12 protein-coding genes are annotated in these 12162 nt (G+C 73.9%); 7 read left to right on the forward strand and 5 right to left on the reverse strand.

The genetic code is table 11. From position 1 onward, the window contains the following. Positions 1–54: 54 nt before the first annotated feature. Both AB0K03_RS35285 and AB0K03_RS35290 read right to left on the reverse strand, forming a co-directional pair. Positions 55–1077 carry a LacI family DNA-binding transcriptional regulator gene (locus tag AB0K03_RS35285; protein WP_364694447.1) on the reverse strand — a complete coding sequence of 341 codons (1023 nt, stop codon included), beginning with the start codon at positions 1075–1077 and terminating at the stop codon, positions 55–57. 229 nt (positions 1078–1306) lie between these two features. Then, positions 1307–2143 (reverse strand): NAD-dependent protein deacetylase, encoded by an 837-nt coding sequence (locus AB0K03_RS35290; protein ID WP_364694450.1) that lies wholly within the window; start codon positions 2141–2143, stop codon positions 1307–1309. A gap of 326 nt (positions 2144–2469) precedes the next feature. Here AB0K03_RS35290 and AB0K03_RS35295 point away from each other — a divergent pair, with 326 nt between their 5' ends. From AB0K03_RS35295 to AB0K03_RS35305, 3 genes are all read left to right on the forward strand, one after another. Beyond that, positions 2470–3039 (forward strand): hypothetical protein, encoded by a 570-nt coding sequence (locus tag AB0K03_RS35295; RefSeq protein WP_364694453.1) that lies wholly within the window; start codon positions 2470–2472, stop codon positions 3037–3039. A 169-nt stretch (positions 3040–3208) separates the two neighbouring features. After that, positions 3209–3919 (forward strand): hypothetical protein, encoded by a 711-nt coding sequence (locus tag AB0K03_RS35300; protein ID WP_364694455.1) that lies wholly within the window; start codon positions 3209–3211, stop codon positions 3917–3919. A 107-nt stretch (positions 3920–4026) separates the two neighbouring features. Further along, the gene (locus AB0K03_RS35305) at positions 4027–5067 is read left to right on the forward strand and encodes a phosphatase domain-containing protein (protein ID WP_364694458.1); all 1041 of its coding nucleotides are present in this window, start codon (positions 4027–4029) and stop codon (positions 5065–5067) included. A 90-nt stretch (positions 5068–5157) separates the two neighbouring features. Here AB0K03_RS35305 and AB0K03_RS35310 read toward each other — a convergent pair whose 3' ends face one another. After that, a complete protein-coding gene (locus AB0K03_RS35310; RefSeq protein ID WP_364694461.1) occupies positions 5158–5352 on the reverse strand; it encodes a hypothetical protein in 195 nt (64 codons plus the stop codon). Positions 5353–5369: 17 nt separating this feature from the next. Here AB0K03_RS35310 and AB0K03_RS35315 point away from each other — a divergent pair, with 17 nt between their 5' ends. Both AB0K03_RS35315 and AB0K03_RS35320 read left to right on the forward strand, forming a co-directional pair. After that, a complete protein-coding gene (locus tag AB0K03_RS35315) occupies positions 5370–6014 on the forward strand; it encodes a hypothetical protein (protein ID WP_364694464.1) in 645 nt (214 codons plus the stop codon). 34 nt (positions 6015–6048) lie between these two features. Beyond that, positions 6049–6426, forward strand: a complete 378-nt coding sequence (locus tag AB0K03_RS35320) for a VOC family protein (protein WP_364694467.1) — start codon at positions 6049–6051, stop codon at positions 6424–6426. Between the two features lie 3 nt (positions 6427–6429). On the opposite strand, the gene AB0K03_RS35325 is transcribed toward AB0K03_RS35320, so the two are convergent. Then, positions 6430–7926 carry a DEAD/DEAH box helicase gene (locus AB0K03_RS35325; protein ID WP_364694470.1) on the reverse strand — a complete coding sequence of 499 codons (1497 nt, stop codon included), beginning with the start codon at positions 7924–7926 and terminating at the stop codon, positions 6430–6432. Between the two features lie 256 nt (positions 7927–8182). Between AB0K03_RS35325 and AB0K03_RS35330 the strand changes: the two genes are divergently transcribed. Continuing rightward, a complete protein-coding gene (locus AB0K03_RS35330) occupies positions 8183–9025 on the forward strand; it encodes a sigma-70 family RNA polymerase sigma factor (protein WP_364694472.1) in 843 nt (280 codons plus the stop codon). Between the two features lie 67 nt (positions 9026–9092). On the opposite strand, the gene AB0K03_RS35335 is transcribed toward AB0K03_RS35330, so the two are convergent. Continuing rightward, positions 9093–9611 carry a hypothetical protein gene (locus AB0K03_RS35335; protein ID WP_364694474.1) on the reverse strand — a complete coding sequence of 173 codons (519 nt, stop codon included), beginning with the start codon at positions 9609–9611 and terminating at the stop codon, positions 9093–9095. A gap of 185 nt (positions 9612–9796) precedes the next feature. On the opposite strand from AB0K03_RS35335, the gene AB0K03_RS35340 reads away from it, so the two are divergent. Next, positions 9797–12133 (forward strand): ATP-binding domain-containing protein, encoded by a 2337-nt coding sequence (locus tag AB0K03_RS35340; protein ID WP_364694477.1) that lies wholly within the window; start codon positions 9797–9799, stop codon positions 12131–12133. The last annotated feature ends 29 nt before the right edge of the window (positions 12134–12162 follow it).

Below are 12162 nucleotides of genomic sequence, written 5' to 3' on the forward strand. Positions count from 1 at the left end.
CGATCGACGGGTGATGTCTCGTCAGGTGACTCGTGGGCTACTCGGACGGCGGAGTCACGAGGGGTCGGCGGCCGGTCCGGCTCCGGTCGAGCCGCGGGCCATGAAGGTGGCGGGTATGACGGTCGGTCGGTTGGGCAGGGGTGAGCCCTCGAAGTGGGCGAGCAGCGTGCGTGCCGCGGCCTCGCCCATCTCGCGCAACGGTTGGTGCACGGTGGTCAGCGGCGGCTGGGTGTGCGCCGCCAGGGGGATGTCGTCGAAGCCGACCACCGCGACGTCCTGCGGGATGCGCCGTCCACTGTCGAGGATGGCCTGCATGGCGCCGGTGGCGGAGAGGTCGTTGTGCGCGAAGACGGCGTCGAAGTCCAGCCCCGCCTCGATCGCGGCGTTGATGCCCTCGAAGCCGCAGGCGATGGTGAAGTCGCCGGGCAGGATGTGGTCGGCCGGGATCGGGTGGCCCGCCTCGGCGTACTCGGTGGCGAACCCCTCGAGGCGCTGCACGGTGCAGCCGAAGCGCTCGGGGCCGGCGATGACGAGGGGCTTGTAGCGGCCGATCTCGAGCAGGTGCCGGGCGGCGGCGCCGGCGCCGGTGAAGTGCGTGGTGCCGACGCTCGGGATCTGCATCGGCTGGACGTCGCGGTCGTCGATGAGCACGACCGGGAGCCCGCGGGCGTGCAGCGTGGCGATGTAGTCGAGGGTGCCCTCGGGCTCGATGACCAGCAGGCCGTCGAAGCTCTTGGCCGAGACCTGCGCGCCGAACTGGCGCATGGACTCCTCGCCGCGGTTGCACGTGAACAGCAGCAGCCCGTAGCGCTCGGTCTCCAGCACGTCGACCGCGCCCTGCAGGACCTCGCCGATCCACGGCCAGGTGAGCGAGGGGACCAGCATGCCGACGACCCGGGTACGCCCGCGGGCCAGCCCGACGGCGCGGGAGCTGGGCACGTACCCGAGTTCCTCGATGACCTTGCGCACCCGGGCGGCGGTGGACTCGTCCAGTTCACCCTTGCCGTTGAGCACCCGGGAGACCGTGGTCTTGCTGACCTTGGCCCGGGCCGCCACATCGGCGATGGTGATTGGCACTGGTCCTCCGACTTGTATCCGGGCGGTGACACCGCAGTTTCGGAACCGGTTTCGGGAGCGGTTCCGGCAGTAAACTCCGGTGAGTCGCGTCACGTCAACGCGTCGGCGTCTTTATTTAGGTTTCGAGACGATAACCAAGGGGAAACGCAGGCGTTCACGCCCTTCCCGGGGCGGCATCAAGCGGACAAATCGCCCGCGGTCGAGGCGGCATCCGGGAATCAACCCGAGATCAGCCGGCGGCGGGGACGCCCTCCACGCGCCGGACCACCTCGGGCAGCACCCGGCCCAGCGGCGCGTCGACGATCAGCCGCGCGTACGGCGTGCCCCGCGTCTCGCCCTGGTTGACGATCGCCACCCGGATCCCGTCCTTCGCCGCCCGCAGCACGAAGCGGCGGCCCGACATGACGGTCAGCGAGGAACCCAGGACCAGCAGCGTGCGTGCGCCCGCGACAAGCTCGAAGCTGCGGCTCACCCGCGCGGGCGGCACCGTCTCGCCGAAGTACACGACGTCGGGCTTGAGCATGCCGCCGCACGCGGTGCAGTCCACCACCGTGAAGCCGTCGAGCTCCGCGTCGTCGATCTCCACGTCGCCGTCCGGGTTGACCGCGGAGACGGCCGCCGCGAAGCCGGGATTGGCGGCGTCGAGCCGCTCGCCGAGCTCGGCCCGGCCGCTGCGCCGCCCGCAGTCCAGGCAGACGATCCACGCCAGGTTGCCGTGCAGCTCGACCACCCCGTGCGCGCCGCCGGCCTGGTGCAGCCCGTCGACGTTCTGCGTGATGATCCCGTCGAGGCGTCCCAGCTCCTGCAGGCGCGCGACCGCCCGGTGCCCGTGGTTCGGGTAGGCATCGCCGATTGTGCGCCACCCGAGATGGCTGCGTGCCCAGTAGCGCCGGCGCGCGATCGGATCCCGGGTGAACGTCTGGTAGGTCATCGGGGTGCTGGGCCGGGCGGCGCCGGACGGGCCGCGGTAGTCCGGGATGCCGGACTCGGTGGACAGGCCGGCGCCGCTCAGCACCACGACCCCGCCGTCGGCGCACCACCGCGCCAGCTCGTCGACTCGCTCCACCCCACCATGGTCCCTCACCCGTGGCCCGGCGCCGCGAGACTCCGGTCACCCCTGGTGCGGCGGGCCTCGCGAGCCGGCGTGGGCCCGGCGCCGCGGGACTCCGGTCACCCCTGGTGCGGCGGGCCTCGCGAGCCGGCGTGGGCCCGGCGCCGCGAGACTCGGTCACCCCGGGGCCGGCCGGGTCTCGCCGGCCGGCGCGGGCCCGGTGCCCGGGGCTGGCGGGCCACAGCCGGCGGGGGACGGGCGCCGTCACCCGCCGGAGTGGGACGAAGCACTCAGTCAATGCGATCTGTGCACGGACCTGCGGATCACGGTAAGTTGATGCCGTGGCTGTCGTCGTGCGCCTGCTTCCCCGTCACTGGGACGGGCGCCGCCTGCTGCAGTTTCTCACCGGCCTGGCGCTGATCGCGCTCGCGTTCGCCACGCCGGCGCTCTCCGCCGCGCCCGACGCGGACAGCCCCGCGACCGTCGTCACCACCGTGGACGCGCCCGTGGGCACCGGCCTCGCTGACCGCGTCGTCGTGCCGGACGCGCGGTCCGCGCAGGGCGCCGGGCCTGGGTCCGCCACCTCGGCCGAGGAAGCCCGCGCTGCCGCCATCGCCGGTCTCGAGGCCCGTGCCGCCGCCTACCGGGACGCACCGCGCGCCGCCGCCGTCGCCGGCCTGGAGGCTCGCGCCACCGCTTCCGGCGATGCACCCGCTGCCTCTGACGCAGAGCACGCGGTCTCCGGCGACGCAGCCCGGACAGCGGTCCCGCCCGCCTCCTGGGCCGAGGACACCAGCGCACCCTTCTCCACCGGCGCGGCCGGTCCGGCCCGGCTGTGCGACCGGGCCGTGCCCGGCCTCAGCGGCGCCGCCCCGCACCCCTACGCCGGGCGCGCCCCGCCGCGGGCGTAGGACCACCGGCGAAGAACCCCTCCCGTGACGCCCGCGGGCCGGCGTATGCGCCTGCCCGGCCCGAGTGGGCGGCACTCCGGTGGCCCGCGGCGACCAGTTGTGCCCGAATCCGCCGCGGCCGCCTGCCCGTCATCAGCGAACCCGACGCACGAGGAAACCGGTGTTGACCGTGGAGACCGCTGCCGTCATCTGGATGATCATGCTGCTCGCCGTCGCCGCCGCGACGGCCGCCGTCGCGCTGCCCCGCCGGGAGGCGCGCGCGAACCGCCGCCCCGCCCCGCCGCCGGCCGCCGAACGGTACGCCGACGAGGTGGCCGCGGCCGCCGACCATGCCGCCGGGGTCGCCCGGCGCAGCCGCGTCGCCTGGGAGATCGCGCAGGAGGAGGTCGATGCGGCCTGGGCCGCGTACGACGCCGCCGACCGCGAGGCCCGTCGCTGCCGGGCCGCGGCCGCGTTCCCCGTGCTCCGGCAGCGCCGCACCCGGGCCGAGATCGCCGACCGCACCCGGTGCCTGCACCGCTCCGCGCTCGCCGCGTGCCGTCGCAAGGAGCTGTCGATCGCGCAGCTCAACGAGGTGCTGGCACACCGGGGGCCGTGGAACCCGCGCAAGCACCCGGTCGCCCAGGAGACCGCCCTGCGGGGCGCCGTCCGGGAGCATCGCTTCGCCGCGTACCAGGCGGCGGTCGAGCGGGAACGGAACGCGTGGGCCGAGGCCGAGAAGGCGGCCGACAACCTGCGCAACCTGCGTGCGGAGGCGCTGGCCGCGGCGATGAACGCCGGACGCGATCCACGGCCGGAGAACACCGGGCGGTGGGCGGAGCAGTGGAGCCCCGCCGAGCCGGTGGCCCGCGCCGGCAACGCGCGGCTGGCGGTGCACTGACCCTCCAGAGTGGACCCGGGGCCGCGCCTCGGCCCGTTGCGGCGCGGGACCCGGGCAGGCCGGGTACCGTCACAGGGGCCGTCGACGACGAAGGGCAGGAGGCCGAAGTGTCAGTGACCCCGGCGGGCCGTCCCCCGGCCGTGCGGCTGCACCGCGCGGCCCGGATCGAGGACGCCGTCCACGAGGTCGTCGAGCGACGGCTGCGGCAGCGCGGCTGGCGGCCCGTGATCACGGCCTACACCGGGTACGGCGCACCCGGCTGGGCCCGCGTCATGGCCCGCGTCGTGCTCACCCGCGGCTCGCAGGCCCGCAAGCGGCTCGAGAAGGTGCGCGGCTGGCGCAGCTTCACCACGTCGCCGGTCAACAACGCGCTGGTGCAGATCCAGATCGGCGACCAGGTGCACCAGACCCGCACGGACCGCAGCGGGTACGTGGACACCAAGGTCAAGGGCGAGCTCGAGCCGGGCTGGGCGTGCGTACGCCTGGTCACCGAGGGGGCCGAGCCGGTCGAGGCGCCGATCCGCGTCGTCGATCCGGCCATGAAGTTCGGCGTCATCAGCGACATCGACGACACCGTCATGGTGACCGCGCTGCCCCGGCCGCTGCTCGCGGCCTGGAACACGTTCGTGCTGGACGAGCACGCCCGCATGGCGGTGCCGGGCATGGCCGTGCTCTACGAGCGGCTGGTCAACGCCAACCCCGGCGCCCCGGTCTTCTACCTGTCGACCGGCGCGTGGAACGTGGCCCCGGCGCTGAACCGCTTCCTCTCCCGGCACCTCTACCCGGCCGGGCCGCTGCTGCTCACCGACTGGGGCCCGACGCCGGACCGCTGGTTCCGCAGCGGGCAGGAGCACAAGCGCAACACGCTCGCCCGGCTCGCCGGCGAGTTCCCGGACATCCGGTGGCTGCTCATCGGCGACGACGGCCAGCACGACCAGGAGATCTACTCCGAGTTCGCGCACGCGCACCCGGACAACGTGGCCGCGGTCGCGATCCGCCGCCTGTCGCCGACGCAGGCCGTGCTCGCCGGCGCGATCCCCGGGCCGACGGGCAGCGCGGAGGCCGTCGGCTCCGGCGGCAAGACCTGGTTCTCCGCCCCGGACGGCGCGGGCCTCTGGTCACTGCTGCGGGACACCGATGTTGTCTAGGCGACAACCCCGGGCGGCGTGGGCCTCTGGTCACTGCTGCGGGACACCGACGTTGTCTAGGCGACAACCCCGGGCGGCCCGGGCCGGGCGTCAGCGTTCCGCGCCGGCCTCGGCATCCGGGTCCGGCGCCGGCGTCCCGGCCGTCTCCGACACCCGGGCGTGCAGCCGCTCCCGGATCTCGTCGGGCGTGTACGCCCGCCGCCGCCGCTCCTGCCGTGCCAGCACCACACCCGTGGCGGCGACTCCCGCCAGCCCGGCCAGTCCCGCTACTTTCCACCAACGCATCTGCCGAGGATAGACACGTGGTTGCCGAGATCAGCCTCGAAGAGGCCATCGACCTGACGCGTACGGGTGACATCTGGATCTTCCGGGGCCGGTCGGGCCCGGACCGTGCCATCCAGACCATGACCAACAGCCCGGTCAACCACGTGGGCATGTCCATCGTGATCGAGGACATGCCGCCGCTGATGTGGCACGCGGAGCTCGGCAAGTCCCTGCCGGACCTGTGGTCGGGCACGTTCCAGCGCGGGGTGCAGCTGCACGACCTGCGCGACGCGGTCACCGTCTGGGCGCACCGGTACGGCCAGCGCGGCTGGCTGCGTCAGCTGGAGCCGCCGGCGGGCAAGGAGATGGAGGACAAGGCGCTCAAGACCGTGGCCCGGCTGGACGGCACGCCGTTCCCGTCGACCGCGCAGCTCGCCTGGCGCTGGGCGCGGGGCCGGGTGCCGCAGATCCGCCTGCCCTGGCAGCACGACAAGCCGGAGCCCGGCGACCTCGAGACGGCCTACTGCGCCGAAGTGGTCGCGGTGACGTACGAGGACATGGGGTTGCTGCCGCGCGGCAAGCAGCCCAACTGGTACGACCCGGGCCGTTTCTGGAGTGGCGACGACCTCGAGCTCTGCGACGGGTCCACCCTCGGCGAGGAGATCTCCGTCCGCATCCCCTGAGTGTCATCGGGGCCGGCGCGGGTATGCGGGCGCGATGACCAGTCGCATCGCGCAGTGGACGCTGGACGTGCAGGACGTCGCCGTGATGGCCCGGTTCTGGTCGGCCGCGCTCGGCTACCGGGCCGAGGCGGGCGACGACGGGTGCGCCAAGCTGTACCCGCCGGACGACGACCCCGGCGCGCCGACCGTGTGGCTGCAGGCGCCCGCCGGGCCGAAGTCCGGCAAGAACCGCAACCACCCCGACCTCGTGGTCGCCGGCGGTGGCGATCAGGCGGCGGAGGTGGAGCGGCTGTTACGCCTCGGCGCCCGCCGGGCCGACGTGGGCCAGACGGGCGACGAGGGTTTCATGGTGCTCGCCGACCCGGAGGGCAACGAGTTCTGTGTCCTGAACAGACAACCCGGCGAGGGCTGAACGTCAGCGGCGGCCGACGCGGGTGCCCGAGGAGAACGCCGCGGCGCCTCCGGACTGGCTGGTGTGCACCGGCGTGGACCCGGCGCCACCGCTGCGCCGCCCCCGCGGCTGCCCGCCGGAGGCCGCCGATCGCGGCTGTCCTCCCGACGCGCCCGTACGGGACTGCTGGGTGCCCCGGCCCTTCGGCGGGCGGCCACCGGACTTCTCGCCGCCGGCCGGTGCCTGCTCCCGGGCGCCGGCGGGGCGGCCGCGCCCGTGACCGCGGCGTGAACCGCCTGGGCGGCCGGAGCCGTCGGAGGACGGACCCTCGGCGGGAGCCGGAGCCGACGGCGCCTTGTACGTCCGCTCACCCGGCGCCAGCTGCGCGAGCAGGGCGTCGCCGGGGCGGGCCTTCGACGTGGTCGGCTTGATGCCGGCCTTGCGGGTGAGGTCGCGCACGTCGCCCTGCTGGTCGTCGGTCATCAGCGTGATGACCGTGCCCTGCGCGCCGGCCCGCGCCGTACGCCCCGAGCGGTGCAGGTACGCCTTGTGCTCGACCGGCGGGTCGGCGTGGATCACCAGCGCCACGTCGTCGACGTGGATGCCGCGCGCGGCGATGTCGGTGGCCACGAGGGTTTCCGCGGTGCCGTCGGAGAAGGCCGACAGGTTGCGGTTGCGCGCGTTCTGCGCGAGGTTGCCGTGCAGTTCGACCGCGGGAACGCCGGCGGCGACGAGCTGACGGGTCAGCGTCTTCGCGCGCCGCTTGGTACGGGTGAACACCACCGTGCGTCCCGGCGCGGCGACCAGGTCGACGAGCACCGGGAACCGGTCGTCGTGGCGGACGTGCAGGACGTGGTGGGCCATCTCGACCGGTGCCTCGGCGGCCGAGTCGACGTGGTGCGTGACCGGCTTGCGCATGAACCGCTGGACCAGCACGTCCACGCCGCCGTCGAGGGTGGCGGAGAAGAGCATCCGCTGCCCGTCGCGGGGGGTGGCGTCCATGAGCCGCCGCACCACCGGCAGGAACCCGAGGTCGGCCATGTGGTCCGCCTCGTCGAGCACGGTGATCTCGACGGCGTCGAGGCTGGCGTGCCCGCTGCGCAGGTGGTCCTCGAGCCGGCCGGGGCAGGCCACGACGATGTCGACGCCGGCCTTGAGACCGCGGATCTGCGGGTTGGGTCCGACGCCGCCGAAGATCGTGAGCGTGCGCAGGCCCAGCGCGCCGGCCAGCGGGGCCAGGGTCGCGTCGATCTGGGTGGCGAGCTCGCGGGTCGGGGCGAGGATCAGCGCGCGCGGCCGGCCGGGGCGCCGCGGGGTGCGGGAGCCGGCGAGGCGGGCCACGACCGGCAGCACGAACGCGTACGTCTTGCCGGAGCCGGTGCGGCCGCGGCCGAGCACGTCGCGGCCGGCCAGGGAGTCGGGCAGCGTCGCGGCCTGGATGGGAAAGGGGCTGGTGACGCCGAGACCGGCGAGCACCTCGGCGAGCTCGGCGGGTACGCCGAGATCGGTGAACGAGGACATGTAGGTGTGAACTCCGAACGTCTGAAGGGGTCGTCCTGCCCGGCGCAGACCTCACGGGTCGCGGCGCGTGGTGGTCGATCCGTACGCGGCCCGAGGCAGAACAGGTCGAAGCCGCGAGATCAAGTGTACGCCCCGCTCCACGGCAACCCCGCTGCACCCGAATGTGACCCTGCCTGCACCCGGCGAACCGGACCGTACTCCTCAGCGCCGGACTCTCCCCCCGATGTCCGGCCGGTACCTTCCGAGGAGACCCCCTATGAGCGGTGCTGTTGAGGTCGACCGCCGTCGTGAGGACACCGTACGGGCGCACATGCCGCTCGTCGGCCACCTGGTCCGCGAGATGCTCGCCCGGGTGCCCGCCCACGTGAACCGCGACGATCTGCTCTCGGCCGGGTACGCGGCGCTGGTCGCGGCGGCCCGTGGTTTCGACGATTCCCGGGGCGTGCCGTTCGCCCGGTTCGCGGCGGCGCGGGTGCGCGGCGCCCTGCTGGACGAGCTGCGCGGCCTGGACTGGGCGAGCCGTTCGGTGCGGCAGCGGGCCCGGCGTACCGACTCGGCGCGCCAGGAGCTGACCGCCGAGCTGGGCCGTACGCCCACCCTGGCCGAGGTCGCCGAGCGGCTGGGCTGTTCGGTCGAGGACATCGAGGCCGCCGACGACGACGTGCAGCGCGCCGTGGTGTTCAGCCTGCAGGGCTTCGCGACGGCCGGCGCCGACGACATGGTGACCGAGCCGAGCGCAGGCCCGGAGGAGATGCTGATCCGCCGCGAGCGCCTGGGCTATCTGCGGCACGCGATCGAGGTCCTGCCCGAGCGCCTGCGCGTGGTCATCACCGGCTACTTCTTCGACGAGCGCCCCATGGCGCAGATCGCCGCCGACCTCGGGGTGACCGAGTCGCGCGTCTCGCAGCTGCGCGCCGAGGCGCTGTCGCTGCTCAAGGACGGCCTGAACACGCACCTCAACCCGGGCGTCGCGACGTCGGCGAAGGAGGGCTGCGTGGCGCGGCGCCGGGCGGCGTACTACGACCAGATCGCGACCCGCGGCACGCTGCGGGACCGGCTGGCGCTCACCGGCCCGGACGGTCTGCCGGTCGCGGCCTGAGCCGGTACGAGGACAACGAGGCCCGGTCCCACGTCGCTGGGGGACCGGGCCTCGCCGCGTACGGGAATCAGGCGTTGGCGCAGGTGCCGGCCTTCTTCTGCAGGGCGATGGCGCGGTCGGCGCCCTTGGCGTAGAGGGCGAGGCCCTCCTTGGCCGGCTCGAGCTTCCAGGCGTCCTGCTCGTACACCATGGTGTACGACTGCGCGGCGACCAGCTGCTTGGCGATGACGACGGCCTTGTCGGCGCCGTCCATGCGCGCGCTGGTCAGCTGGATGGACAGGCCCTTGCGGGAGCAGGTCTCGTTGAGCTTGATGTAGTCCGCCTTGGTGATCGCGGCCTTGCCGGCGGCGGTGTACATCTCCCAGGCGCCGCCGAAGTCGCCGCCGCTGAAGCGGTCGAAGACGGTCTGCGCGGCGGCCTTGGCGCCCTCGAGGGTCTTGGGCTCGGGACCGCCGGCCGCGGCCGCGGCGGCGTTGCCGGCCGGGGCGTCGTCCGAGTCGTCGGAGCAGGCGGAGGAGAAGGCGAGCGCGGCGACCGCGACGAGGGCGAGGGCGCCGAGACGCCGGAACGGGTGGCTGTGGTTCATGACCCGCTTAAAGGCGGAGCCCCCATCGGCGTAACGGCCAGGACCGCACGGTGACGGATTCCTGACACTGTCTGCCGCGTGGCGTAACCTCCGCCACGGTGTCGTCAGAGGTAACGCGGACCGGCTATTCTGAGCGTTTCCATGGCAACAAAAAAAGACGACCAAGAATGGTCGTCGACGGCCGAATGCTACCACAACAGGGAGTGGTTTTGTCAAGCTCCGCCGACGGTACGGACACCATGCGGAACGATGACATCGAGTCCGAACAGGCCTATCTGACCACGCTGTACGACCGCCTCGACGTGCTGCGCGAGCAGGCCGCCGACCGGCTGCGCGCGATCCTGCTCGAGGCCGGCGGCACCCCGCAGGGCCGTTCCCAGCGGGAGGCCACCCGCAGCCACTGGGCCGAGCAGCTCGCCCAGATGAATTCCGTCGAGAACGGACTGTGTTTCGGCCGGCTGGATTTCACCGGCGCGGCGCCGCAGTACATCGGCCGGCTCGGGCTGTTCGCCGAGGACCGCGACCGCGACCCGTTGCTCGTCGACTGGCGGGCCCCGGCGGCCCGGCCGTTCTACCTGGCGACCGCCGTGTCCCCCCAGGGGGTGACCCGCCGCCGGCATCTGCGCACCAAGGGCCGGCAGCTGACCGGCATCGACGACGAGGTGCTCGACCTCACCGCCGGGGCGGGCGGCCGGGAGGACGTGACCGGCGAGGCGGCGCTGCTGTCGGCGCTCGGCGCGAACCGTACGGGCCGGATGCGCGACATCGTCGAGACCATCCAGGCCGAGCAGGACGAGGTGATCCGCGCCGGGCTGCCGGGCGTGATGGTGGTGCAGGGCGGCCCGGGCACGGGCAAGACCGCCGTGGCGCTGCACCGCGCGGCGTACCTGCTCTACACGCACCGCGCGCAGCTCACCAAGCAGGGCGTGCTCATCCTGGGTCCGAACGCGACGTTCCTGCGCTACATCTCCCAGGTGCTGCCGTCGCTGGCCGAGACCGGCGTGCTGCTCGCCACCCTCGGCGACATGTTCCCCGGGGTGACCGCCCGCGCGTCCGAGGCGCCCGGGACGGCGGCGCTCAAGGGCCGCCTCGACATGCTCGACGTGCTCGCCCGCGCGGTCGCCGACCGGCAGACCGTGCCCGACGACCACCTCGAGGTCGACCACGACGGTTATCCGCTGCGGATCGAGCGGGCCGTCTGTGAGGACGCCCGCGCCGCCGCGCGCCGGTCCGGGCGCCCGCACAACGTGGCCCGGCAGATGTTCGTCACCGAGGCGATCCACGCGCTGAGCCTGCAGATCGCCGAGCGCATCGGCGCCGACCCGCTCGGCGGCGACAACCTCCTGGAGGAGGCCGACCTCGCCGAGACCCGGCGCGAGCTGCGCGAGGACGAGGACGTCCAGCGGGCGCTGTTCGAGCTGTGGCCGGTGCTCACGCCCCGGCAGGTGCTGCGCGACCTGCTCAGCGACCCGGACCGGCTCGAGTCCGCGGCCGGTGACCTCACCGCCGAGGAGCGCGCGTTGCTGCTGCGGGACCGCCGGGCCCGCTGGACCCCGGCCGACGTGCCGCTGCTCGACGAGCTCGCCGAGCTGCTGGGCGTGGACGACACGCTGCGGGCCCGCGCCGCCGCCCGCGAGCGGCGCGAGGCCATCGAGTACGCCGAGGGTGTGCTCGAGATCGTCGAGGGTTCCCGGTCGCTCGACTTCGAGGACGAGGAGGAGGAGATCCTGTCCGCGGTCGACGTCGTGGACGCGAGCGCCTTCGTCGAGCGGCACGAGGTGATCGACACCCGTACCGCCGCGGAGCGTGCCGCCGCCGACCGGACCTGGGTGTTCGGGCACGTGATCGTCGACGAGGCGCAGGAGCTGTCGCCGATGGCGTGGCGGCTGCTGATGCGGCGCTGCCCCAGCCGGTCGATGACCGTGGTCGGCGATGTGGCGCAGACCGGCGACCTGTCCGGGACGACGACCTGGGACCGGGTGTTCGAGCCGTACGTCGCGCAGCGGTGGCGGCTGGTCGAGCTGACCGTCAACTACCGCACGCCGGCCGAGGTCATGGCCGTCGCCGCGGACGTGCTGGCCGCCGTCGACCCGTCCCTGCAGCCGCCGCGCTCGGTGCGGGAGGCCGGCGTCGCGCCGTGGGCGAGCCGGGTGCGGCCCGAAACGCTCGCCGACGAGCTGATCGCGGCGGTACGCCGGGAAGCAGCCGAGGCACAGGAAGGCAGGGTGGGTGTCCTCGTGCCCGCCGCCCTCGAGGAGTCGCTGGGCGACGCGCTGGTGGCGGCGATCCCGGAGGCAGCCGTGGGGGAGCAGCCCGACCTGCGCAACCACATCGTGCTGATGACCGTACGGCAGGCGAAGGGCTTGGAGTTCGACAGCGTGCTCGTGGTGCAGCCCGACGAGATCGTCGCGGAGAGCCCCCGCGGCCTCAGCGACCTCTACGTGGCCGTGACCCGGGCGACGCGCCGGCTGGGCGTGCTGCACACCGCCGACCTGCCGAAGGTCCTGAACGCCCTGGCCTGAGACGCGACGGGGGCCGGCGCTGTCCGCGC

The sequence above is a fragment of the Actinoplanes sp. NPDC049316 genome (assembly GCF_040677315.1).
Lineage (GTDB): Bacteria > Actinomycetota > Actinomycetes > Mycobacteriales > Micromonosporaceae > Actinoplanes.